This window comes from Halorubrum sp. Eb13, from assembly GCF_002252895.1.
In the GTDB taxonomy this organism is placed as follows: domain Archaea; phylum Halobacteriota; class Halobacteria; order Halobacteriales; family Haloferacaceae; genus Halorubrum.
Window position 1 is genome coordinate 1 of the sequence record NZ_NHPE01000125.1, and the last position, 21,145, is coordinate 21,145.

A 21,145-nucleotide genomic window follows, 5' to 3' on the forward strand; every position below is an offset into this window, starting at 1 on the left:
CGGCTGGACGTAAACGATGACTCGGCGGTGAACGCTTCCAAAGCCCCAGCCGCTCGGCTGGACGTAAACGATGACTCTGCGGTGAACGCTTCCAAAGCCCCAGTCGCGAGGACTCGATGGGCTCGCTGCGGTCCTCGTCGCTCACTTCGTTCGCTCCTGCGGTCCTTACGTCGCCCGTCTTCGTCCTCGCGACTGCCCCTTTGAGTCCTACCCCGCACCGCACCCGCACAGCACCTCACGCCTCCCCAGCCTCGCGGCTCCCTTCGGTCGCCGCGTCCCTCGCGCGTGCTGACTCGCGCCCGGAGGGCGCTCGCAGGCACGCGCCACCGCACCGCAGAGTTGTTTATAAATAGTCGCCGAGCAGCGGCTCGACGCGCTCACGAGTGTCTTCCGGGATCGCCTCGGTCGGCGTGTTGACGGTGCCTTCGAGGGAGGTGTGAGCGTCGCACTCCAGGTCGTCCGGGAGCGTCCGAACGGCCTCCTCGACGGCGGCCTTGATCGCCTCCTGGTTCTTCTCGGCGTTCTCGAGGACCTCTTCGAGCGTCACCTCGCTGGCTTCCTTCCAGACGTCGTAGTCGGTGACGCCGGCGATCGTCGCGTAGGCGATCTCCGCCTCGCGGGCGAGCTTCGCCTCCGGGATCGCGGTCATGCCGACGAGGTCCCACCCCTGCGACTTGTAGAACTCCGACTCCGCGCGCGTGGAGTACTGCGGCCCCTCGATACAGACGTAGGTGCCGCCCTTCACGACCGTCGTGCCGCCGTCCTCGTCGGCGGCGTCCCCGCCGTCTCCGCCCACGGCGGACTCGGCGGCCGCGGTGAGGTGGTCGACCAGCTCCGGGCTGTACGGGTCCGCGAACGGCTGGTGGACGACGACGCCGTCGCCGTAGAAGGAGAGGTCGCGGCGCTTGGTCCGGTCGTAGATCTGGTCGGGGACGACGAGGGTGCCGGGCTCCAGCTCCTCCTTGAGGCTCCCCACCGCGTTCGACGCGAAGACGTGGGTGACGCCGGCCTGCTTCAGCGCGTACATGTTCGCGCGGTACGGGAGGTCTGTGGGCGAGACGCCGTGCTCGGAGCCGTGCCGGGGGAGGAAGGCGACCTCCGTGCCCGTGTCGGCGAACTCGCCGATCGTGATCGCGTCGCTCGGCTCGCCGTAGGGGGTGTCGTACTCCACCTCGCGCACGTCGTTCAGGGGCAGCGCCTCGTAGATGCCGCTGCCGCCGATGAACCCGATGGTGCTCATACCCGGAGTCCGACCGCTCGATACTTATAAGGAGTCATCGACCCACGACTGAAGTCGTGGGCTTGTCCGTGGACTCCCGGTCTGCCTCCGAATTGGAGTAGGCGGTGTAATCGCCGTTCCCGTTCAACATCCCAGACTTGAGGGCGAGATGACCGTCGCCCAACCCAGAGGGGCGTTTGCCCTCTGGTAAAGTTAGCAACTTTAAACCGATGTTCTTTGAGGCGTTGTAGTCGCCGTCAACCGAGTACCCACACTCGTTGCATTCGAACCATCCAGTCTTGCTATCGCGGCTCGTGCTGGACTGATGGCCACACCGCGAACAGGTCTGACTCGTAAACGCAGGAGGTATGTCCTCGACGCGAATCCCGTACTCGGAGGCTTTGTACGCGAGCATCTCTTGGAGTTCGCGGAACGCCCAGTTGTGCATCTGGCGCTTCACTTGGTCGTTCGGGTTGTCCATCCGCTCGCGGATGTGGGTGAGGCGTTCGACGGCAATATACGAACAATTGTGGGCGTCTGCTTCTTCCACGATGCGTCGAGAAATAGTGTGCAGGCGGTTCAGCACGAAGCGGTTTTCTCGCCCCGACAGTCGCCGGAGTACCTGCTTGGCGGAGCGAGTGCCTTTGTGCTGAAGGCTACGACGCACGCGAAAGTAGTGATTCTGCCCCCACAGCAGTTCGCCACCGTCGTAGAACGACCCCGTGCTGGTCACGGCGACGTTCTTGAGGTTCAAATCCACGCCTAGAACCTTGTCACCATCTCGTTCTTCGACCTCTTTTTTGACGACGATGTGGAGATAGAACGCCTCCTCGTCTTCGCGGTAGTGGAGCGTTCCCATCCGCTTCTCGTAGTCGTCGTCATCGAGGTAGGACTTTTGGTAGTCTCCGAGAACGTAGTCCACGGTGACTCTGCCGTTGATGGTGGAGAGGGTGGCAGACCTGTCCTTGATGGTCAGCGTCCGCTTGTCATAGACGGCTGATAGCTCGTTGAAGCGCGGAAGTGGTCGGCTGTTACCCTTTTTCCAGTCTGCGACGGTGGACTTCATCGACTCCACCGCTTTGGAGTACGCACGGACGCAGAGGTTTGCGGGTAGGTCTGTCTCGTCTCGCAGGTCGTAGTATACCTCATCGTGTATCTTCGACTTGTTGAGGATGAGATACCCGTCACCGTTTCGTCCGTGTTCGACGGTATAATTGCAGGCGTGGTTGAACTGGTCGATGGTCTGATGGAGGTCGCCCCGCCGGTCGTCGGGTACGTTGAGTTTGACTGGGACGGTTCGTTTGACCTCCATCGCAACTTCACATACGAACAGTCCTATTATATAGATTTGGGAGTCGGCATACTGTAGTCGGTGGATTAGTTATCTATTGTCGGATTCCTCCCACGGCTAAAGCCGTGGGCTTCCTCCTTGTGTCTCTGTGAACGCGGACCGCGGTGTGTTATAAAGAGCGAACCGACTCAGGCCGGCGTCGCCGTCTCCGCTTCGATCTCGGCCTCGATGAGGTCCCGCGTGTTCTCCAGGTGGGCCCTGAGCTGGCGTTCGTTGTACCGCCTCGCGACCGGCTCCAAGAGGCGGTCACGCAGCGAGTCGCCCATCTCGTACTCCGTCCGATGGAGGATCCGGGTCCCGTCGCCGCTCGCGACGTAGCGATTACGAGTTTCGCCGCGCATCCCGTCGCTGTCGATCGCGACCGCGATCTCCGCGTTCGGCTCGACGACGGTCAGCTCCAGCTCCATCTCCGTCGCGATCCCGAGCAGCTTGTACGTCGTGCGCATCTCAGCCCCGGTCTCGGTCTCGCTCAGCACCTCGAAATCGCGCAGGCCGGCCATCGTTCGCGGCCAGTTCTCGGGGGCGCTGTCGAACGCGAAGACGCGTTCGACGGGCGCTGCGATCTCGATCTCGTACTCGAATGTTGTCATATTACTCAACTCGGTGGTCGAACCGAACGGTGCGGTACGCCGCCGGAACGGGTCTCGGAGCGGTCGCCTCGGTTGACTCAATTATATAGGGGCGCTGAGATATTAAATGGGCGTTCACCGCTTAGAGACCGTCTGCTCGCTGAGAACGCCCGAGACGAAGCTCAAAGCAGCCACCGCACCGCCGCCAGCGCGAGCGCGCTCACGACGAGCAGGTGGACGAGGACGGCGCCGACGGCGGCGCCGCCGACCTCGCGCATCTCGCGGAGCCGGATCGAGAGCCCGAGGCCGACGAACGCCAGCGTGAACAGCGCGTCCGACACGCGCCCGATCGACTCCAGCACGGCCGGCGAGAGGAGCCCGCTGTTCGCGATCGCGGCGACCGCGAGGAAGCCGAGGAGGAACTTCGGGAACTCCGCCCACAGCCGTCGGACGCCCGGGTCGGTCGCCGACCGCGCCGTGTACGCCAGCGAGTAGGCGACGGCGACGCCCCCCAACAGGGAGTTGCGCGCGAGCTTCGTCACGGTCGCCCACTGGCCCGCCTCCGGCGAGTGGGCGAACCCCGCGGCCGCGACGGGGCCGGTCGAGAACATGCTCACGCCGGCCCAGACGCCGAACTGGCGGCCGGTGAGCCCGAGCCACTCGCCGGCGATCGGGAACGCGACGAGCGTGACGGCGTCGAAGAGGAGCACGGTCGCCGCCGCGAACGTGATGGCGGCGCCGCGCGCGTCGAGCACGCGCCCGATCGCGACGACCGCGGAGACCCCGCAGATGCTCGCGCCCGCCGCCAGCAGCGAGGGCGTGGTCCCGTCGAGTCGGAAGAGCACGCGTGCGATCAGCTCGGCGAGGAGGAGCCCGCCGCCGACCGCGACGACGACCAGGCCGAGCACGGTCGGTCCCGCGGCGAGGAACTCCTCGACGACGACCGCGGCGCCGAGCAGGACGATCCCGGTCTCCAAGAACAGCTTGTCGACGCCGACGCCCGGTTTCGCGAGGTCGGGCGTCCCGACCGCGTTGCCGATGAGCGCGCCGAGCGCGACCGCGACGACGAGCGGCTGGAGCCCGTCGACCGCGCCGGCGATGAGGTGCGCGAGGAGCGCTCCGGCGGCCAGCAGCGCGAGACCGGGGACGAACGGCCGAGCGGCGTCGACGACGCGCATCAGAAGACGCCCGCGGCCTGTCCCGCGACGTGAGCGGCGACGATCCCCAGCCCGAGCGCGAGCGCCTGCCACCCCCGGTCGAGCGCGACCCACCGGTCGACGATCGGCGATCCGGTTCCGGGAGCGCCGTCGGCGTCGGCCGCTCCGTTCCCGGCGTCGCCCGTGCTATCGCCGGCGGTCCGCGGTCCGTCGGCGGCGTCCCGTGCCATGCCCGCGGGTCGGCGCGCTCGGTATTTATAAGGACGGACTCGGGCAGGGCACGCGCTCGACCCGGGACCGAAAGAGGCAGGTTCCGGGCGGTCGTTTCACGGACGTTCGGATGTCGACCACGCAGATCAAGGACCCGGTGCACGGCTACGTTGAGCTGCCGGACGCGCTCGTCGACGGCGTCCTCGACACCCGGCCGTTCCAGCGGCTGCGGTACGTCCGCCAGCTCTCGGCGACGCACCTCGTCTACCCCGGAGCGAACCACACGCGGTTCGAGCACTCGCTCGGCGTCTACCACCTCGGCCGCACCGTGTTCGAGAACCTCCGCAGGCAGTCGTACTTCGCGCAGGGCGCGACGACCGACGAGCTGGAGGAGATCCAACGCACGCTGGAGTGCGCCTGCCTGCTCCACGACGTCGGCCATCCGCCCTTCTCGCACCTCTCGGAGGGGTTCCTCGACGAGGGCGTCCTCCGCGATCGGGTCGCCGCCGTCGGCCTGGTGGACGCCTTCGACCGGGCCGGCGTCGGCGGCGCGCCGCTCCGGTCGGCGAGCCCGCACGAGCTGCTCGGCTGCGTCCTCATAATCGAGGAGTACGGGGACGCGCTGCGCTCGTTCGACGTCGACCCCGTCGAGGTGTGCGCGTACGTCCTCGGCTACAGCCTCGCGTACGAGCGCGGCGCGCCCTGGCAGTACGGCGTCGGCGCGCAGCTGCTGCACTCCCCCATCGACGTCGACCGGCTCGACTACATCACCCGCGACAACCGCATGACCGGCGCGGGCGTGTTGAGCTTCGACGTCGACCGGATGGTCGACGCCTACACGGCCCACCCCGAGGAGGGGCTCGCGCTCACCGAGAAGGCGCTCTCGACGATCGGTAACTACCTCGAGGGCCGGATCGCGCTGTACATGTGGGTCACACAGCATCACAAGGCCGTCTACGCGAACCGGCTCCTCCAAGAGCTGCTCGGCGAGTACGAGCGCGTGACCGGCGAGAGCCCGGTGACCGTCGACGGGGTCCTCTCGCGGGAGTTGGACGACAACGCCGTGCTCGAACGCCTTCGGACCGCCGCCCGCGAACACCCCGATTCGACGCTCGCGTCGATGTACGACCGGTTCCGCGGGCGGCGCTTCCCGGCCACCTGTTGGAAACACCGGATCGCACTCGCCGACCGGATCGGCGGGGACCTCACGGGTGAGGCCGGCGCCGGTCTCGACGCGTTCACGGCGTGGCTCACCGAGGGCGACGACCGGCTGGAGCGGCTCCTCGCCGACGCGCTCGACGTCCCGGTCCACGAGGTGTGGGTCGACCGCTCGTACGTGCCCGCGTACGACCCCGACGAGCTGGAGGACATCCCCATCGCCTACGGCGGAACGACCCGGTCGGTCGGCGACTGGGGGCTGTACGGCGACCGCGCGTTCGACGTGCCCATCCCCTTCGTGTTCGTCCCCGACGGGACGAAGCGGCGGGCGATCCGCGTGCTCAGGGAGGCGTTCGAGCGGGAGGTCGAGGAGCGGAAGCACGCGTAGCCGGAGCGACGAGGGGGTCCGGGGCGGAACCCGTCGGTGCTCGCGTCAGTCGTCGGCTTCGGCGGGGACGCGGTCGTCGGCGTCGTCGTCCTCGGGAGCGTCGTCGTCCTCGGGAGCGTCGTCGCCCTCGGCCTCCGCGGCGTCGCCCTCGGCCTCCGCGGCGTCGTCGGCCTCTGCGTCCTCGTCGTCGACGCGCGGGAAGTGCTCGATCGTCGCCTCGCGGAACGCCGCCTCGTCGAACTCGTGGTCGGCGTCGAAGAAGTCGAGGACCGTCTGCACGTCGGTCATCGCGTTCTTCAGCGCGGTCGAGGCGCCGGGCGAGGGGGTGATGTTGAACAGGACGCCGTCGCCGGTGATCTTCGCCTCGCCCATGTCGAGCTCTCTGTTCTCCGTGTCGACGATCTGGGGGCGCACGCCGCCGTATCCCTTTGCGCGCTCGATGTCGTCGGCGTCGACGCTCGGCACGACCTTCTGAACGTCCGGCAGGAACGCGCGCTTGCCGATCTCGGGGATGTCGTACACGAGGTTGCGCACGACGTAGGGGAACAGGATGCGGTCCGAGAGGATGTCGACGTAGCTCAGGACCGACGCGGGCGAGAAGCCGAACACGTCGGCGAAGTCGCTCACGGTGGAGAGCTCGCCGCGCTCGAGCGCGGGGACGAGCTTCGCCGTCGGGCCGAACCGAGTGACGCCGTCGTCGTGGACGTCGGCGTCGCCGTGGACCGCCGCGAACGGGAGCTTCTTCATCTGGAGCGTGTACACCTTCCCGTTCAACAGGTCGTCGGCGAGGAAGAAGCTCCCCGCGACCGGCAGCAGCGACATGTCCTCGCCGTATCCCATCTCCTTGGCGAACTGGAGGCTGTGGGAGCCGGCGGCGACGACGACCGCGTCGGCCTCGAAGTCGCCGTCGTCGGTCTCGACGGCGAACCCGTCGCGGCCCTCGTCGACGCTCTCGACCGCGGTGCCGAGGTGGACGGAGACGCCGTCCTCTGCGCGGGCGTTCTCGACGAACGACTTCGCGACCGCGCCGTAGTCGACGACGTAGCCGTCGGGGGTCTGGAGCGCCGTGAGCCGGGTGTCCGGGTCGCGGCCCTCGACGACCTTCGGCTCCAGCTCCGCGATCTCCTCGCGGCCGATCTCGCGGAGCTTCGGGAAGAGGTCGCCGAACCCGTTCTCGTGGTAGCGCTCCTCCAGCTTCTCGGCCTCCTCGTCGCCGACGCCGAGCACCATCTTGCTCCGCTTGCTGTGCATCTCGCGGTCGGGGTCGGTCCCCTCGAGGTAGCCGGCGAGCAGCTCCGCGCCCTCCTTGACCTCCTCGGCCTTCTCTAAGGTGTAGTTCGTCTCGATGTCCCCGAAGTGGAGGGTCTGTGAGTTGTTCGTGCGGTGGGAGTTCACCGCCGCGATCTCGCGCTCCTTCTCGACCAGCGTGACGTCGTCGACGTCGGTGAACTTCGCGACCGCGTATAAGAGCGACGCCCCGCTGATACCGCCGCCGACGATGACCAGGTCAGTGTGTTCGGACATGCGTGATGAAAGCTCACTCCCCGAGACGGACTCGGCCGTTAACGTTCTTGCTATTCTCGGCGCTAATCCGCCGGCAGAGGGCCTACAGTCGTCGTTTTAGAGGTTCGACGAACGTCGAACAGCTCGGGCGCCCCCGGAGGGCGACCGTCGGGCTATCCCTCGTCGCGAGCTGTTCGGTATCGATTCCGGAGCCGGGCGAACAGCGCCCGGCCGGTATCGGTCCGCAGGCGGGGCTCTGTCGTCGCGAAGAACTCGTCGAGGTCGTCGTACTCGCGGAACGCGTCCGGCTCGCCGTCGGCGGGGTCGTACCGGTCGCCGCGCTCGTAGATCACCGCCTGCAGGCAGACGTCGAGGAGGTCGCACTCCTTCGCCAGTATCGCCTCCGGCGAGTCGCGGGCCTCGTACGACTCCCACGCGTCGCGGACGCGGTCGGGGAGCGGTCCGGCGAGGTCGGCCATCGCCTTGCGCTCGGCGGCCTCCTTGGCCGCGGGATCCGCCGAGTCAGCGGTCGAGTCGGCCCGGGTCGCGACGTCGCCCGTCTCGGCCTCGGCGACGTCGTGGACCACGGCGAGCCGGAGCGCGCGGTCGAGGTCGAGCCCGGGGAGATCCTCGCGGAATCGGTCGCCGAGCGCCAAGACGAGGTAGGCGACGCCCCACGCGTGCGCGGCCACCGAATCGGGATCGCCGACGCCGCGGAGCTGCCAGCCCGTGCGCCGCTCGTCCTTGAGCGCGTAGGCGTCGAGGAGGGCGTCGATAGCGGGCTCAGCGTCCGATTCCGGGTCGTCTCCGGCCATCGCGGGGGGTTACTCGGCGAGCGTCCAGGCGTCGTCGCCGGCGGACGCGGCCACGTCGCGGCGGACCATCTCGTCGAGCACCTCGTCGAGGCGGCCGGGCTGGGCGACCTCCATCTCGATGCGGCCGATGCTGTGGTACTCCTCCAAGTAGTGGCGGACGTCCTCGCGGTCGAAGGTATCCCGGTCGGCACGCTCCATCGCGCCCTCGGTGAGGTCGATCATGTCCTCAAGGAAGTTCCACGGGTAGACGACCCACGTCCACTGTTCGAGCCGCTCGCCGACGAAGTCAGGCTGGAACTCGGAGGTGCCGAGCAGCTGGAGCGTCGCGGTGCGGATCTCGGCGGCGTCGCGGTCCTCGACGTACTCCTCGGCGCGGCGGATCGAGCCGCCGGTGTCCGCGATGTCGTCGATGATCAGGACGTTCTTCCCGTCGACGCTCCCCTCCGGCATGGGGTAGCGGATCTGGGGCTCGTCGGTCTTCTCCGCCGCGCCGACGTAGTGCTCCATCTTGAGGCTCGTGAGGTCGTTGAGCCCGAGGAAGTCGCAGACGCACCGCCCCGCGAACCAGCCCCCGCGAGCGAGCGCGACGACCATGTCCGGCTCGAAGTCGGCCCGTTTCACCGCGTTCGAGACGTTGCGGCAGAGCCCGTAGATGTACTCCCAGTTGGTGAGGGTGCAGTCGAAGTCGTCCGGGAGGTCGCTCATACGGCCGTTCCTCCCACCCGCGCGCTCATAAGGGTTTAGCAACGGTCCCGGCGGGGGAGAGCGAGGCGAGCACTTCGGCGCGGTTCACTCGGAAAACGCTGCGGTGGCGCGTGCCTCCGAGTGGCCGCCCTCGGCGGCCGCGAGGAGCACGCGCGAGGTCGCCGGCGCTCCGGGCCGGCTGCCGGAGAATCTCCGATTCTCGCTGGAGTCGCGAGGGAGCGGGCGACCGGCGGGAGCCCCGACCGAGCGACGAGGCTGGGGAGGCGTGAGGTACGGTCGCGGTGCAGGCGGGCGGGACTCAAAGGGGCAGCCGGGAGGCGGGCGCAGGCGACGCAAGCACCGCAACGAGGGAGCGAACGAAGTGAGCGACCGAGTGAGGAGCACAGCGAGCGTGCGCCCGCCTCCCGGCTGGGGCTTTGGAGGTGTTCTCCGTCGGTCCGTAATCAACGATTTATAACCGTGCGACCGGAGCTTTGGAGGTGTTCTCCGCACCACCGACGGGAACGACGGAGAGAAAGGGGCCACGAACGCCGGAATCCACCCAACTCCGGCGGTAATACACGACGTATCGGTCCCGACACGATTTAGGTGGCCCGCCCGCAACGGGTCGGTAATGAGCACTCAGGCCGCGACGGAGGAGCGGACGGTCGTGATCGGGCTGGAGGTCCACGTCCAGCTCGAGACCGACACGAAGATCTTCTGCGGCTGTTCGACGGAGCCCGGAGACGAGGAGGAACCGAACACGCGCACGTGCCCGACCTGCCTCGGGCTCCCGGGCGCGCTGCCGGTCCTGAACGAGGCCGCCGTCGAGGCCGCGGTGAAGGTGGGGAAGGCGATCGACGCCGACATCCCCGAGACGACGACGTTCCACCGGAAGAACTACTACTACCCCGACCTGCCGAAGAACTTCCAGCTCACCCAGTACGACGCCCCGATCTGCCAGTCCGGCGAGCTCGAGGTCCGCGTCGACGGCGAACCGCGGACCGTCGGGATCACCCGCGCGCACCTCGAGGAGGACCCCGGGAGCCTCCAGCACGCCGGCGGCTCCATCGAGTCGGCGACGCACACGCTCGTGAACTACAACCGCGCCGGGACGCCCCTGATGGAGATCGTCACGGAGCCCGACTTCCGGTCGCCGGCGGAGACCCGAGCGTTCCTGGCGAAGCTGGAGGAGGTCCTCGAATATCTCGGCGTCTTCGACCCGACCCGCGACGGGAGCCTGCGCGTCGACGCCAACGTCTCGCTCGTCCCGGCGGACCGGGTCGCCGACGACGGGGCGATCACCGACGACGCCCTCGCGGACGTGAACCGCGCGGAGGTGAAGAACATCTCCAGCCACAAGGGCGCCGAGCAGGCGCTCGCGTACGAGGTCACCCGACAGGAGAACGTGCTCCGTCGCGGCCGCGAGATCGAACAGGAGACGCGCCACTGGGACGAGTCGCGCGGCGTCACCGTCTCGATGCGCTCGAAGGAGGCCGAGAAGGACTACCGCTACTTCCGGGAGGCCGACCTCCCGGCGCTGGAGGTGTCGGACTGGAAGGAGCAGATCCCGATCCCCGAGCTGCCGGACGCCCGGCGGGAGCGCTTCCGCGAGGAGTACGGGCTCGACCGCGAGTCCGCCTCGAAGCTCACCTCGACGAAGGCGGTCGCGGACTTCTTCGAGGACGTCGCCGAGTCGTTCGACCCCGACCTCGCCGCGACCTGGGTCGCCGACAACCTGCTCGGCGAGCTCAACTACCGAGAGATGGCGATCACGGACGTCGAGGACCGACTCGACGAGTTCACGCGCCTGATCGAGCTGGTCGACGCCGAGGAGCTCACCGTCAAGAACGCCGAGGAGGTCGTCTTACGCGAGATGCTCGACGCGGGCGAGGACCCCGAAACGGTCATCGAGCGCGAGGGGCTCGGCGTGGCCGACTCCGGCGAGGTCGAGGCCGCCGTCGACGCCGCGATCGACGACAACCCGGACGCAGTCGCCGACTACCACGACGGCGACGAGGGCGCGATCAACTTCCTCGTCGGTCAGGTGATGCAGGCGACGGGCGGCAGCGCCGACCCCGGACAGGTGAACGGGCTGCTCCGCGAGCGGCTTGACGGGTAACCGAATGCGTACCACCGACGAGGCGCTCCGCCGATGAACGTCGCCGTCGATGTCGTCGGCGAGGGGACCCGCGAGGTCGACCTCGACGCCGACGCGACCTACGCGGACCTCATCCGCGAGGCGGGATACCACCCGCAGGAGGCGTCGGCCCTCGTCGACGGCTCGCCGGTCCCCGGCGACCGCGTCGTCGACGCCGAGGAGGTCCGGCTGCTCCGACTGATAAAGGGAGGCGCGACGGACGGCGACGCGAGGGACCGGACCGCGGCGAACGACGGCGCGTGAGCGGGGAGCGAGACGCGGACGGCGCGGACGGTGCAGACGACGCAGACGGCGCGGACGGTGCAGACGACGCGGACGGCGCGGAAGGTGCAGACGACGCGGACGGCGCCGGCGACACCGCGGCGACAGCCCCCGGCGGGTTCGCGGTCGAATCCGCCGACCCCGACGACCGGCTCGACGTCCTCCGCGTGCTCGACGCCGCCATGCTGGAGACGGACCCCGAAGTCGTCGACGCCGCGATCGACGCCGGCGACGCGCTCGTCGCCCGATTCGAACGGACGGGCGCGGTCGTCGGCGCGCTGGTCGCGACGCGACCCGAACCGGAGCGACTCCGCGTCGACGCCGTGGCCGTCAGGCGGGCGCGTCGCGGTCGCGGGGTCGGCTCCGCGCTCGTCGCCGCGGCGGTCCGGCGCGCCGAGCGCGACGCCGGTGTCTCGGTCGTCTCCGCGGCGTTCGACCCCGGTCTCCGGGGGTTCTACGAGGGACTCGGATTCGCCGTCCGGCCCGTCGACGCCGCTACCGACGCCACGGGCCGGGGTTCGGACCGCCTCGCGGGACGGGTGCCGGTGAACGGGCGCGACCGGTCGTGAACCGCCCGCAAGCGGCGCGTCCGACTCCCGGCTGACTGACCTTTTTCTACGTGGTATGTGTACACATATCTCACTCAAGAATGCCCTCTACATCCGGCTCATCCGAGACGTCCGGTGGTACCGACGTCGAGACGGCGGACTCCGAGGACGGTCCGCGGCTTCGAGTAACCGCGTCGGTGGGCTCGGCGAGCGACCGCCGTCCCGGCTACCACCACCGCGTCCGCGTCGCCGCGCTCGCGGCCGAACGCGAAGCGCTCGACGAGCAGGTGGACGCGCTCAGGGCCGAGATGGAGGCGCTCGAAGCGGAGGTCGAAGCGCTCGAACGAACCGTCGAGTCGAAGGACCGACAGCGACAGCAGGTGATCGACAACTACGAGACGATCGTCGCGAACCGATCGGAGCCCGACCGCGAGTCCGAGTCGGAGTCCGCGACGGCGGCAGAGTCGACGGGGCGGGGACCGCTGGCCGCGGTCGCGTCGCGGATCAAACGAGTGATAGCGCGGGTACGGCGCTCGGACGAGTAGCCGGAGCCCGCGTCCGATCGGGGAGAGCTCGCATCCGATGTCCATTTCCGGGTCGACCTCCTCGTTCCGGGTATGAACGCCGATTCGCCCGCGGTTTCGACGAACGCCCGACCGCGATCCGTGGTGGGAGACGTATGAGCGGAAAAGACGAGTACTACAACCGGTCGAAACAGCAGGGGTACCGGAGCCGGGCCTCCTACAAGCTGAAACAGCTCGATGAGAAGTCGGACCTCTTCGAGCGCGGCGACACCGTCGTCGACCTCGGGGCCGCCCCGGGCGGGTGGCTCCAGGTCGCCGCCGAGGAGGTCGGCGAGTCGGGGACCGTCGTCGGCGTCGACCTCCAGCGCATCGACGACCTCGAGGAGCACGACGTGGAGACGATCCGCGGCGACATGACGGAGGAACGCACCCGTCACTACCTCCGCGAGGCGGTCAGCGAGGGCGGCGCGGACGTGGTGCTCTCGGACATGGCGCCGAACATGACCGGCGAGTACTCCCTCGACCACGCCCGGTCCATCCACCTCGCGCGGCAGGCGTTCGACGTGGCCGAGGAGCTGCTCGCGCCCGGCGGCGACTTCGTGGTGAAGGCTTTCCAGGGAGAAGACCTCGACGCCTTCCGCGAGGACGTCCGCGCAGAGTTCGAGTACCTCCGGACCGTCTCACCGCCCGCCTCCCGGGACTCCTCCTCGGAGGTGTACCTCGTCGCCAAGGGGCTCAACACCGCTCCCGTCGAGGCGGGCGACCGGCTGGAGGTGACGATCGAGGAGCTCGGCGACGAGGGCGACGGGATCGCGTACGTCGAGGGGTACTCCGTCTTCGTCCCCGGCGCCGGGGTCGGCGAGACGCTGACTGTCGTCATCGACGAGGCGAAGCCCCGGTTCGGCTTCGCCGAGCGCGTCGACGACGGCGAGTAGCGGCCCTCTTTTCCGCCGGTCGGCGACGAGTAGCGGCCCGCTTTTCGGCCGGTCGGCGACGTATCGCTCAGGAGGCGTCCGGGCGCCGGGCCCACTCGCGGAGGGTGAACCCCTCGTAGTCGGTCTCGTCCGCCACGCGCCACTCCGTCTCGTCCCACGCGGGGAACCGAGTGTCGCCCTCGTAGGCGCCGTCGATGTGGCTGAGGGCCATCCGATCGACGTGCGGCTGGAACAGCTCGTAGATGGCCCCGCCGCCGAGGACGTAGACGGGGGCGTTCGGGTCGGCGTACGGAACGTCGTCGGCCGGGCCCGTTCCGGCGGGCGACGTCTCGCCGGCGACGGCGGCGTCCGTTCCGCCGGCGACGCCGTCCGCCGCTCCGAGGCCGGCCCGCTCGCCGACGAGCTCGCGGGCGAGCGAGATCGCCTCGTCGACGCCGTCGGCGACCACCGCGGTCGGCACGTCCACCGCGTCGACGCTGCGGCTCACGACTATCTGTCGGCGTCCGGGGAGGTCACCGCGCATGGAATCGAAGGTCCGTCGACCTAAAATGACCGGCGAGCCGGCGACGCGTTCGCGATACTGGCGGATGTCCTCGGGGAGATCCGGCCACGGGACGCCGCCGTCGTTCCCGATCACCCGGTTCTCCGCGAGCGCGGCGACGCTGACGAGTTGCACGGGATCGGTAGGGGCGGCGGCGGTAAAAAGCGGTCGGGGCGTCCCCGGCTACTCCGCGAGGCCGAGCAGGTCGAACGGGTAGCCGTTGTCGACCGCGTCGGCCTGCTCGTAGACGACGCGGGCGGCCGCCACGTCTTGGATCGCGAGGCCGGTGGAGTCGAAGACGGTGACGCCCGCGACGCCCTCGGCGCCCGTCCCGGGGGCGCTCCCGCCGGCGTCGATCCCCGCCCGACCGGGGCGGGTCCCGACGACGATCTCTCCGATCTCGCCGTAGATGTCCTCGTCCGTGAGCGTCCCCGTCGCGTAGGGGACGTTGATCTCGCCGGAGTGGGTGCACTGCTCGTGGTCGTCGATGACGACCGTGGCGTCCAGCAGGAGCTCGTCAGCCAGTTCGTGTTTCCCCGCGGCGTCGGCGCCCATCGCGTTGATATGGGTGTGATCGCCGACGTCGTCGGCGCCGACGACTGGGTCCTCGACGGGCGTCACCGTCGAGAGCACGTCGCAGTGACCGGCCTCACTGATCGAACCCGCCCGCACGTCGAACCGGTCGTCGAAGGCGTCGACGAAGCGAGCGACGCGCTCCTCGTCGAGATCGCTCACGACGACCTCTCGGATGTCTCGGACCTCGGCGATGGCCTCCAGTTGGGTGTACGACTGGACGCCGGCGCCGACAATCCCGAGCGAGGTCGCGTCGGGGACCGCGAGGTGGTCGGTGGCGACGGCGGCGGCCGCGCCCGTTCGCTTCATCGTGAGCGTCGTGCCGTCGAGGATCGCCAGCGGGAACGCCGTCTCGGGGTCGGAGTAGATCATCGTCCCCATCACTGTCGGGAGGTCGTGGTCGGCGGGGTTGTCGGTGTGGACGTTCACCCACTTGATTCCGGCCGCGTCCCAGCCGGTCTCCTCGTCGGTGTCCTCGGTCCTGACGTCGAGGTAGGCCGGCATCGACCGGAAGTCGCCGTTGTACTCCGGGAGGTCGATGTACGACTTCGCGGGCATCTTCGCGTTCCCGCGCTCGTAGGCGGTGAACGCGCCGCGCACCGCGTCGATGACGCGGTCCATGCGAGCGTTCTCGTCGACGTCGTCGGCGTTCAAAAGCAGCGTCTGCATGTCGCAAGCTTTGCCAGAGGAGTACTTGAACCCTGTTGAATCGACGGCGGGGACGGGGACCCCGGAGTCGGACCCACAGGCGGCGATGCGTCGGGTGTCCACCGGAAACGCTGCGTCAGTGGTTCCGTTGGAACCCGTAATCGAGGAAGTATTCGCACATTCTACTGATATTATATATTAAGCTGACACAGGATTTTAATACCTCGGTGCGCCTTCGAAAGACGATGACTGACGAAGTCGAGACCGGGTTCGAGAATCCGGTAACTGAGGTATGCTCTCCCCAGCAGATGCTGGAGTCAGATCACGTCTACGAGGTGTTAACTCATGCTCGGCGTCGATACGTCTGTTATTCGCTTCTCGGAGACGCGGAGCGGTCGCTGACCGATCTGGCGACGAAGATCGCCGGGTGGGAGAACGACGTCCCCGAACGCGCGGTCACCGAGCGACAACGAGAGCGGGTGTACATCGCCCTCTATCACGCGCACGTCCCCAAGTTGGTCGAGGAAAACGTCGTCGCGTTCGACGAGGCGAGCGAGACGATTTCGCCCGCCGAGAACGCCGACCGAGTCCTGGCGGCACTCGAAGGGACGGGGAGCGCTCTCGACGGCGATCGACGGGCGCACGGTCGCGGTTCCAGGGATGACGGGGACCGGTGACCCCGCGGCGACCGGTGATGGCGATCCGCTTCCCGACGGAGGCGCTCGCTGGCGTCAAGTCGTCGAGCGACGCCACGAACCCGAGCGAGACGACGGACTCACGACGGCGATCGTCTCCGCGATCGCGGACGCGGGGAACGTCTCTCCGAGCAGCCTGAAATCCCCGCCGTTGTACGAGGTGGTCGACGCGGCCGAAATCGAACTGGCGTTCCTCGGTTTGAACGCCGGTGAGAGCGCCCGAAGAGGGACGGGAAGCGTCGAGTTCCGCTACACCGAGTACCTCGTCGAAGTCGGGAGCGACTGGTGGATACGGGTCTACGAGCGGATCGAGGCGGGGGACCCGGATCCGAATACGTCGCCCGCGGAGGAGGTCGACGACGCCGGCGGACTGTGATCGAACGGTCCGCCCGTCAGACGGGCTCCGGAATCGCCGACGACTGCGGGGAGACGGGCTCCGGAATCGCAGACGACTGCGGACGCGAACGGCGCGGAGGGCCGGGAACACGATTATACGGTCTCACCGTCCATATCGACCCATGAGTCTCTCGCTCGACGCCGACCAACTCGATCGGTACTCCAGGCACGTCATCATGGACGAGGTCGGCCCGGAGGGGCAGAAGCGGCTCCTCGACGGGCGCGCCCTCGTGGTCGGGGCGGGCGGGCTCGGCGCGCCCGTCGTCCAGTACCTCGCGGCCGCGGGCGTCGGGACGCTCGGGGTCGTCGACGACGACGTCGTCGAGCGCTCGAACCTCCAGCGACAGGTGATCCACGGCGACGCCGACGTGGGCGAGCCGAAGGTCGACTCCGCGGCGCGGTACGTCGACCGACTCAATCCCGATATCGACGTGGAGACGCACGAGACGCGCCTCGACGAGGGGAACGTCCACGACCTCTTGGCCGGATACGACCTCGTCGTCGACTGCGCGGACAACTTCCGGACGCGGTACGTCGTCAACGACGCGGCCCGCATCGAGGGGCTCCCCGTCGTCCACGGAGCGATCTACAAGTTCGAGGGGCAGGCGACGACCCTCGTCCCCGACGGCCCCTGCTACCGGTGCCTGTTCCCCGAAGCGCCCGAGCCCGGAACGGTTCCCGACTGCGCGGCGACGGGCGTGCTCGGCGTGCTTCCCGGCACGGTCGGCTGCATCCAAGCGACCGAGGCGATCAAGCTCCTCCTCGACGCCGGGGAGACGCTCGACGGTCGGCTCCTGTTTTACGACGCGATGGACCTGACCTTCGAGACCGTCCCGTATCGTCGCAATCCGGACTGTCCGGTGTGCGGCGACGACGGTATCGAAACGATCGACGGGATCGACTACTCGGGCGGCTGTCGCGTGGACGCGGACTAGCGGTCGCGTCGCTCCCGCCGCGATCCGTGGACGCGGCCGGCCGAAGCGGGGTCGATCCGACCGCCGCTCACAGCGAGCGCTCGGTCATCGTCGGGCCGCCCGCGGCGCCCGAGCCGTCGGCGGCGAACCCCGACCGGACGCACCACCGGCAGTAGCGGAAGTCGGGGCGGTTCTCGGCCCCGCAGTGCCGGCAGACGACGGTCTTCCCGTCGACGTCGAGCGGCGGCGGATCGCCGTTCGGGTCGGCTCCGGTCGCCGCCGAGCCGGCGTCGGCGCCCGCGGCGAACTCCGGACCGGCGGCCAGGGCGCCGTCCGCGTCGCCCTCGGCGTCCGCGTCCGACGGCGACGAGTCGCCGGTCGAGCCGAGCGCCCCGGGCGGCTCCCAGTCCCGTCTCGCGAGGAACCACGCGAGCGCGACGTTGGCGGCGAGCACCGCGACGAACACCGCGGCGACCGGAAGGAGGTTACCTCCCGTCATGTGTCGTGTGTTAGCAGGCGAGGAATATATGACCAGCGGTGAGCGCGGGGTGACCCGTCCCGGTCCGCCCGAGGGGCCGTCCGCTCTCGTCGGGATCCGCTCCGGTCCCGAGCGGCGGTCCGCTCCGGTCCCCGGTACTCTTAGTGCGGCCCGCCGAACGGGAGGGCGTATGAAGGAGATCGTCCACACAGACGCGGCGCCCGAGGCGGTCGGAGCCTACAGCCAAGCGACGACGACCGGCGAGCTCGTGTTCACGGCCGGGCAGATACCGCTGACGCCCGGCGGCGACCTGCTCGACGACGCGCCGATCGCCGAGCAGACGGAGCGGGCCCTCGACAACCTCGTCGCCGTGCTCGACGAGGCGGGCGCGACGCCGACGGACGTGCTGAAGACGACCGTCTTCCTCGACGACATCGACGACTTCGACGAGATGAACGAGGCGTACGCGGGCTACTTCGACGAATCGCCGCCGGCGCGGTCGGCGGTGCAGGCTGGCGCGCTCCCGAAGGGCGTCGGCGTCGAGATCGAGGCCGTCGCCGCCGTCGAGTAGATGGGCGGCGAGGACGGCGAGGACGGCGAGGACGGCGAGACCGGAGGGAGAGCAGACGCGGCGGAGCCCCCCGCACGGCCGACGAGGCGCGCCAGAGCGAAATCGGCCGCGCTGTGGGGTATCGTCGGCGGATTCGCCGTTCTCGTGCTCTCGCAGGGGTTCCTGATCGTCGCGGGCGACCTCCCCGTCGGATACGGCGGGATAGTCGGGTTGGCCGCGGCGGTCGCCGTCGCGTCGGGCGGAATCGCTTACGCGGCCGAGCACCGACTGCGGGCGAAGCGCGTGAAGAGAAGGACTTAACAGTCACAGCGGATTACCTCAGACTGAGCCAGGATGGCCGAGTGGTAAGGCGCACGCCTGGAAAGCGTGTTCCCTTCCGGGATCGGGGGTTCAAATCCCTCTCCTGGCGTTCCTTGACGACGCAAACCGACGAGCGACGCGTGCCGTCTCCGCTTCGTCGCTCAACGTCCTCGTCCCTCCGTCGCTCAACGTCCTCGTCCCTCCGTCGCTCAACGTCCTCTGACGTCGCTAGACCGGTCGTACGTCGCTGAACCGTCTCGTATCTCGACAAAAGACTCATATGTGTGGGTATAGTTGACACGGGTGACGATGCCAGACACGAAATCGGGTCGCGAGCGGAAAGGGAGGAACAAGCGCCGACAGCTGGAGAGCCGCCTCAACCGACGCGAGCTGGACGCCGCCGAGGAACCGCCGGAACCGTCCCTCGACGAGGTCGACTCGGAGTACCTCGACGAGGACGAGTTCGATCGGTGAGCGCTCGCGACCGAACGCCGCCCCCCGCTTTTCATCCGTGACTGAACTCCGCGAGCGACGCGTCTACGCCGCTTCCTTCCGAGGTTGACGCGCCCGCGCCGCTTCCTGCAGAGGTCGACCCGACGCCGAGAGCCGCGTGTCGTCGGTCGCGTACCTCGGTATCGCGGCGAGCGACGAGCGACGACACATATAAACGAGCCGGGTTCAGCGGTCGTGCTCCGGTGAAGATCCGTGCTAACTATCCTCATAAATGTCGAGAGAGCGAACCGGAGTCATGCGGTTTCCGAGGTTCGCGGACCGTCGGTCCGGGCTCCGCTCGATCGCTCCTCAACGACGGGTTTATATAGAATCACAATCAATCAAACGCTGTATGAGCCAGCGAATGCAGCAGGGTCAGCCGATGATCATCATGGGCGACGACGCCCAGCGCGTCAAGGACAAGGACGCACAGGAGTACAACATCTCCGCGGCGCGCGGCGTCGCCGAGTCCGTACGCTCGACGCTCGGACCGAAAGGGATGGACAAGATGCTCGTCGACTCGATGGGCGACGTCACCATCACGAACGACGGCGTCACCATCCTGCAGACGATGGACATCGACAACCCGACCGCCGAGATGATCGTCGAGGTCGCCGAGACGCAGGAGGACGAGGCCGGCGACGGCACGACGAGCGCGGTCGCGATCGCCGGCGAGCTGCTCAAGAACGCCGAGGACCTCCTCGAACAGGACATCCACCCGACGGCGGTCATCAAGGGCTTCAACCTCGCGAGCGAGTACGCCCGCGAGCAGGTCGACGAGGTCGCCACGCAGGTCGACCCCGACGACACGGAGACGCTGAAGAACGTCGCCGAGACGTCGATGACGGGCAAGGGCGCCGAGCTCGACAAGGAGACCCTCGCCGACCTCGTCGTCCGCGCGATCCAGGGCGTCACCGTCGAGGCCGACGACGGCTCCCACGTCGTCGACCTGGCGAACCTCAACATCGAGACCCGCACCGGCCGCGCGGCCGGCGAGTCCGAGCTCCTCTCGGGCGCGGTGATCGACAAGGACCCCGTCCACGACGACATGCCGACCGACTTCGAGTCGGCCGACGTCCTCCTCCTCAACGACCCGATCGAGGTCGAGGAGGCCGACGTCGACACCTCCGTCAACGTCGACTCTCCCGACCAGCTCCAGAAGTTCCTCGACCAGGAGGAGAAGCAGCTGCGCGAGAAGGTCGACCAGATCGTCGACAGCGGGGCCGACGTCGTCTTCTGTCAGAAGGGTATCGACGACCTCGCACAGCACTACCTCGCGAAGGAGGGCATTCTCGCGATCCGCCGCACGAAGAAGTCCGACCTGGGCTTCCTCAAGAACGTGCTCGGCGCGCCGATCGTCACCGACCTCGACTCGCTCTCCGCGGAGGACCTCGCGGTCGGCTCGATCGAGCGCGACGAGGAGGAGGGGCTGTTCTACGTCGAGGGCGAGGACGCCCACGGCGTCACCCTCCTGCTGTACGGCACGACCGAACACGTCGTCGACGAGATCGAGCGCGGCATCGAGGACGCGATCGACGTGGTCGCGACGACCGTCTCCGACGGCCGCACGCTCCCCGGCGGCGGCGCCATCGAGGTCGAACTCGCCCGTCGGCTCCGCGACTACGCCGACTCCGTCTCCGGCCGCGAGCAGCTCGCGGTCGAGGCGTTCGCCGACTCGTTGGAGCTCATCCCCCGCGTGCTCGCCGAGAACGCCGGACTCGACGCCATCGACCTCCTCGTCGACCTGCGCGCGGCCCACGAGGCCGGCGACGCGCACGCCGGGCTGAACGTCTTCTCCGGCGAGGTCGAGGACACCGCCGAGGCCGGCGTCGTGGAGACGGGCCAGGCGAAGGAGCAGGCGATCGCCTCCGCCGCGGAGGCCGCGAACCTCGTGCTGAAAATCGACGACATCATCTCCGCGGGCGACCTGTCGACCGGCGGCGACGACGACGAGGGCGGCGCCCCGGCCGGCGGCATGGGCGGCATGGGCGGCATGGGCGGTGCGATGTAAGCGAGGTTCCGTAGGAAGACACCACCAGCGACCCGCTCCGACC

Annotated in this window: 24 protein-coding genes and 1 tRNA gene; 14 read left to right on the top strand and 11 right to left on the bottom strand. The window is 68.6% G+C overall.

Annotated elements, in window-relative coordinates; genetic code table 11:
* Positions 1-343: 343 nt before the first annotated feature.
* From mtnP to DJ75_RS13710, 5 genes are all read right to left on the bottom strand, one after another.
* Complete coding sequence (gene mtnP / locus DJ75_RS13690; RefSeq protein WP_094525001.1) at positions 344-1,240, bottom strand: S-methyl-5'-thioadenosine phosphorylase; 897 nt, start codon at positions 1,238-1,240, stop codon at positions 344-346.
* Between the two features lie 34 nt (positions 1,241-1,274).
* Positions 1,275-2,531: an RNA-guided endonuclease TnpB family protein gene (locus tag DJ75_RS13695; protein WP_094525002.1), complete on the bottom strand. Its 1,257-nt coding sequence runs from the start codon at positions 2,529-2,531 to the stop codon at positions 1,275-1,277.
* Between the two features lie 167 nt (positions 2,532-2,698).
* Positions 2,699-3,160 (bottom strand): SRPBCC family protein, encoded by a 462-nt coding sequence (locus DJ75_RS13700; RefSeq protein ID WP_094525003.1) that lies wholly within the window; start codon positions 3,158-3,160, stop codon positions 2,699-2,701.
* 161 nt (positions 3,161-3,321) lie between these two features.
* Positions 3,322-4,317, bottom strand: coding sequence for a YeiH family protein (locus DJ75_RS13705; protein ID WP_094525004.1), 996 nt, complete (start codon positions 4,315-4,317; stop codon positions 3,322-3,324).
* Positions 4,317-4,526 (bottom strand): hypothetical protein, encoded by a 210-nt coding sequence (locus DJ75_RS13710; protein WP_094525005.1) that lies wholly within the window; start codon positions 4,524-4,526, stop codon positions 4,317-4,319. The genes DJ75_RS13705 and DJ75_RS13710 overlap by 1 nt, the downstream gene beginning before the upstream one ends.
* Before the next feature lie 110 nt (positions 4,527-4,636).
* On the opposite strand from DJ75_RS13710, the gene DJ75_RS13715 reads away from it, so the two are divergent.
* Entirely contained in the window at positions 4,637-6,052 is a 1,416-nt protein-coding gene (locus DJ75_RS13715) for an HD domain-containing protein (RefSeq protein ID WP_094525006.1), read from the top strand.
* A 45-nt stretch (positions 6,053-6,097) separates the two neighbouring features.
* Here the strand turns inward: DJ75_RS13715 and DJ75_RS13720 are convergent, their stop codons facing one another.
* The 3 genes from DJ75_RS13720 to DJ75_RS13730 form a co-directional block, all read right to left on the bottom strand.
* Entirely contained in the window at positions 6,098-7,576 is a 1,479-nt protein-coding gene (locus DJ75_RS13720; protein WP_094525007.1) for an FAD-dependent oxidoreductase, read from the bottom strand.
* Between the two features lie 152 nt (positions 7,577-7,728).
* Positions 7,729-8,370, bottom strand: coding sequence for an HD family hydrolase (locus DJ75_RS13725; protein WP_094525008.1), 642 nt, complete (start codon positions 8,368-8,370; stop codon positions 7,729-7,731).
* 9 nt (positions 8,371-8,379) lie between these two features.
* On the bottom strand, positions 8,380-9,075 hold the full coding sequence (locus DJ75_RS13730; RefSeq protein ID WP_094525009.1) for a phosphoribosyltransferase: 696 nt from the start codon (positions 9,073-9,075) through the stop codon (positions 8,380-8,382).
* 613 nt (positions 9,076-9,688) lie between these two features.
* Between DJ75_RS13730 and gatB the strand changes: the two genes are divergently transcribed.
* From gatB to DJ75_RS13755, 5 genes are all read left to right on the top strand, one after another.
* Positions 9,689-11,176, top strand: coding sequence for an Asp-tRNA(Asn)/Glu-tRNA(Gln) amidotransferase subunit GatB (gatB, locus tag DJ75_RS13735; RefSeq protein ID WP_094525010.1), 1,488 nt, complete (start codon positions 9,689-9,691; stop codon positions 11,174-11,176).
* A 33-nt stretch (positions 11,177-11,209) separates the two neighbouring features.
* Positions 11,210-11,458 (top strand): ubiquitin-like small modifier protein 2, encoded by a 249-nt coding sequence (locus DJ75_RS13740; RefSeq protein ID WP_094525011.1) that lies wholly within the window; start codon positions 11,210-11,212, stop codon positions 11,456-11,458.
* Positions 11,455-12,045 (top strand): GNAT family N-acetyltransferase, encoded by a 591-nt coding sequence (locus DJ75_RS13745; RefSeq protein WP_321169159.1) that lies wholly within the window; start codon positions 11,455-11,457, stop codon positions 12,043-12,045. The genes DJ75_RS13740 and DJ75_RS13745 overlap by 4 nt, the downstream gene beginning before the upstream one ends.
* Before the next feature lie 80 nt (positions 12,046-12,125).
* Positions 12,126-12,569, top strand: a complete 444-nt coding sequence (locus DJ75_RS13750; RefSeq protein ID WP_094525012.1) for a hypothetical protein — start codon at positions 12,126-12,128, stop codon at positions 12,567-12,569.
* Positions 12,570-12,703: 134 nt separating this feature from the next.
* Complete coding sequence (locus DJ75_RS13755) at positions 12,704-13,483, top strand: 23S rRNA (uridine(2552)-2'-O)-methyltransferase (protein ID WP_094525013.1); 780 nt, start codon at positions 12,704-12,706, stop codon at positions 13,481-13,483.
* Between the two features lie 67 nt (positions 13,484-13,550).
* Here DJ75_RS13755 and DJ75_RS13760 read toward each other — a convergent pair whose 3' ends face one another.
* Both DJ75_RS13760 and DJ75_RS13765 read right to left on the bottom strand, forming a co-directional pair.
* Positions 13,551-14,159 (bottom strand): dihydrofolate reductase, encoded by a 609-nt coding sequence (locus DJ75_RS13760; protein WP_094525014.1) that lies wholly within the window; start codon positions 14,157-14,159, stop codon positions 13,551-13,553.
* Between the two features lie 48 nt (positions 14,160-14,207).
* Positions 14,208-15,266: an ornithine cyclodeaminase family protein gene (locus DJ75_RS13765; protein WP_094525015.1), complete on the bottom strand. Its 1,059-nt coding sequence runs from the start codon at positions 15,264-15,266 to the stop codon at positions 14,208-14,210.
* A gap of 224 nt (positions 15,267-15,490) precedes the next feature.
* On the opposite strand from DJ75_RS13765, the gene DJ75_RS13770 reads away from it, so the two are divergent.
* The 3 genes from DJ75_RS13770 (at position 15,491) to DJ75_RS13780 (ending at position 17,271) form a co-directional block, all read left to right on the top strand.
* A complete protein-coding gene (locus DJ75_RS13770) occupies positions 15,491-15,922 on the top strand; it encodes a hypothetical protein (protein ID WP_094525016.1) in 432 nt (143 codons plus the stop codon).
* Positions 15,906-16,316: a HalOD1 output domain-containing protein gene (locus tag DJ75_RS13775; protein WP_094525017.1), complete on the top strand. Its 411-nt coding sequence runs from the start codon at positions 15,906-15,908 to the stop codon at positions 16,314-16,316. Before DJ75_RS13770 ends, DJ75_RS13775 begins: the two co-directional genes overlap by 17 nt.
* Before the next feature lie 142 nt (positions 16,317-16,458).
* A complete protein-coding gene (locus DJ75_RS13780; protein WP_094525018.1) occupies positions 16,459-17,271 on the top strand; it encodes a molybdopterin-synthase adenylyltransferase MoeB in 813 nt (270 codons plus the stop codon).
* Positions 17,272-17,338: 67 nt separating this feature from the next.
* Here DJ75_RS13780 and DJ75_RS13785 read toward each other — a convergent pair whose 3' ends face one another.
* On the bottom strand, positions 17,339-17,749 hold the full coding sequence (locus DJ75_RS13785) for a hypothetical protein (RefSeq protein WP_094525019.1): 411 nt from the start codon (positions 17,747-17,749) through the stop codon (positions 17,339-17,341).
* Positions 17,750-17,918: 169 nt separating this feature from the next.
* Here DJ75_RS13785 and DJ75_RS13790 point away from each other — a divergent pair, with 169 nt between their 5' ends.
* The 5 genes from DJ75_RS13790 (at position 17,919) to thsB (ending at position 21,102) form a co-directional block, all read left to right on the top strand.
* The gene (locus tag DJ75_RS13790; protein ID WP_094525020.1) at positions 17,919-18,299 is read left to right on the top strand and encodes a Rid family detoxifying hydrolase; all 381 of its coding nucleotides are present in this window, start codon (positions 17,919-17,921) and stop codon (positions 18,297-18,299) included.
* Positions 18,300-18,599: a hypothetical protein gene (locus DJ75_RS13795; protein WP_094525021.1), complete on the top strand. Its 300-nt coding sequence runs from the start codon at positions 18,300-18,302 to the stop codon at positions 18,597-18,599.
* A gap of 27 nt (positions 18,600-18,626) precedes the next feature.
* Positions 18,627-18,708: transfer RNA gene (locus tag DJ75_RS13800), tRNA-Ser, on the top strand.
* A 200-nt stretch (positions 18,709-18,908) separates the two neighbouring features.
* Positions 18,909-19,073, top strand: coding sequence for a hypothetical protein (locus tag DJ75_RS18730; RefSeq protein WP_170938361.1), 165 nt, complete (start codon positions 18,909-18,911; stop codon positions 19,071-19,073).
* A 382-nt stretch (positions 19,074-19,455) separates the two neighbouring features.
* A complete protein-coding gene (thsB, locus tag DJ75_RS13805) occupies positions 19,456-21,102 on the top strand; it encodes a thermosome subunit beta (protein WP_094525034.1) in 1,647 nt (548 codons plus the stop codon).
* Positions 21,103-21,145: the final 43 nt, after the last annotated feature.